This window comes from Desulfovulcanus sp., from assembly GCF_982781345.1.
This window is the reverse complement of sequence record NZ_CEYAEZ010000129.1, coordinates 1-1,861: the sequence shown is the minus strand read 5'-3', so window position 1 is coordinate 1,861 and position 1,861 is coordinate 1. Positions and strand designations below refer to the sequence as shown.

Below are 1,861 nucleotides of genomic sequence, written 5' to 3'. Positions count from 1 at the left end.
CTATATCCTATAAGATTTCTCAGGATCCTTTGCACCACGTTTTCCACGTCATTGATCCTTTCGCTGATATAGCTATCCTCTATCTGGGAAAACAGGCCTTTTATCTCCTCAAATGACTCCTTTAATGCCCATTCGGCATTGATCTTGTCTTCTTTTATCTTTTTCAGTGTGGCATCATACAACATGCTGTCGTTTAATATCATCATGTGGCTATCCAGTATGAATCCATGCTCTTTCAGCCTGCCAGGGAGCCTGTTCTTAAGCTCTGAAAGCTGTTCCTTGGCCTTTTCTACCGCCTTTTTAAATCTTTCCGTTTCATAGGGGACAGAGTTGTCGTCAATTTTCCTTAGAGGCACCTTTACCTTTGATCTGTCCACAAGATGGGCTTTACCTATTATGATTCCTGAGGAAACAGGAATGCCCTTTAGCTCTATCCTTTTTCCACTAACCATTACAATTCCCCAAAACCCTTTTCAAATAAACGGGATAATTCCCTCATGAGCATCTCTGCATCTTCTCCCACGACCCTTACCTCCAGTTCTGTCCCCTTTGGACAGGCAAGGGTGAGCAGGGACAATATACTATCCCCCTCTATTACCTGCTCCCCCTTCTTAAAATATACGCGGGCATTGTGCTTTTTTGCCAGTTCCACTATCATAGCCGCACTCCTGGCATGCAGGCCCAGGTCATTTTTTATCCTAAGCTTTTTTTTGATTTCCATAAAGGAGCTTTTTTCTCTCCAAGCATTTTTTATATGCCTTTCTATAAGGCATCCCCCCTTCTCTTGAAATGGTTCTGGCCACATCCCTTGTGCTTAAACCATCTCCCAGCATCCTGTCCATTAAAAAAACAAGCTCCTCGCCAATGTGCTCAGAAGAGGCGCTCTTTTCCCCGGGTATTATGATAACATATTCGCCTTTTATATCCATACCCTCCAGATCTTTCAATATGTCGTCGATGCAACCCCTTGTTATCTGCTCATGGAGCTTTGTTAGCTCCTTAAGGAGAACTATTTCCCTGTTTCCTAAAATGCTCCTTATATCCTTCAGCGTTTCCACGAGTCTGTGGGGAGCCTCGAAGAATATCATTGGCAATGTCTCTGATTTCAAGGAGTCCAGCCTCTTTTTTCTCTTTCCAGGAGCAGACGGAAGGAAACCCAAAAAAACAAATCCCTGGTGACACATCCCAGAGACAGACACTGCTGTTGTGATAGCAGAAACACCGGGAACAGGAACAACACTTAAGCCTTCTTCCATAACCTTGCTTACCAGGTAGGAGCCAGGATCAGATATTCCAGGTGTCCCAGCATCACTCACAAGGGCTATGTTGTATCCTGAATTCAGTTTTTCTATTATCCTGCGGGTCATATTCTTCTGGTTTTCCCTTCTGTAGCTTATTATCCCTTTTTTTATGCCGTAGTGACTCAACAATGTCCTTGTCCTTGACATGCTTTCTGCAGCAACCATGTCCACTTCTTTGAGTATTCTGATGCCCCTCAAGGTTATATCCTCGAGATTTCCTATTGGTGTAGAGACCACGTACAAGGATCCCTTTCCTTTATGTTTTGCACCAGAAGGCATCTCTGATCAACTCTATTTGCTGAGGTTTTCCCTCCTTAATGCATATGGCCACAATATCGAACCTGGCCCTCATGTTTTCGTATCTTTTTTTCTTTATATAAGATAAAGCCAACATGGAAAGCCTTTTCATCTTTTTTGCATCAATTGCCTCTTTGGCATAATCTATTGAGGAGCTCCTGGTCTTTACTTCGATAAAGACCAGCACGTTTCCGTCCATGGCGATAAGATCTATCTCGCCCAGCTTTGATCTGTAGTTCTGCTCCAGGATCCTGTAGCCCATC

The 1,861-nt window shown here is 43.6% G+C and carries 4 protein-coding genes; all 4 read right to left on the bottom strand.

Annotated features, from left to right (window positions below):
* Positions 1 to 452 (bottom strand): phosphoenolpyruvate-utilizing N-terminal domain-containing protein (locus tag AC3WVG_RS11605; protein WP_488798280.1); only part of this gene is annotated, 452 nt, incomplete at its 3' end.
* Positions 452 to 721, bottom strand: a complete 270-nt coding sequence (locus AC3WVG_RS11600; RefSeq protein WP_488798279.1) for an HPr family phosphocarrier protein — start codon at positions 719 to 721, stop codon at positions 452 to 454. The genes AC3WVG_RS11600 and AC3WVG_RS11605, both read right to left, overlap by 1 nt.
* Positions 699 to 1,580: a 16S rRNA (cytidine(1402)-2'-O)-methyltransferase gene (gene rsmI / locus AC3WVG_RS11595; RefSeq protein ID WP_488798278.1), complete on the bottom strand. Its 882-nt coding sequence runs from the start codon at positions 1,578 to 1,580 to the stop codon at positions 699 to 701. The genes AC3WVG_RS11600 and rsmI overlap by 23 nt, the downstream gene beginning before the upstream one ends.
* The coding region (locus tag AC3WVG_RS11590; RefSeq protein WP_488798277.1) for a YraN family protein at positions 1,558 to 1,861 on the bottom strand (304 nt) is incomplete at its 5' end. The genes AC3WVG_RS11590 and rsmI, both read right to left, overlap by 23 nt.

Coding starts and splice junctions, on each gene's coding strand:
- AC3WVG_RS11600 (WP_488798279.1), bottom strand. CDS start 721: ATGGAAATCAAAAAAAAGCTTAGGATAAAAAATGACCTGGGCCTGCAT.
- rsmI (WP_488798278.1), bottom strand. CDS start 1,580: ATGCCTTCTGGTGCAAAACATAAAGGAAAGGGATCCTTGTACGTGGTC.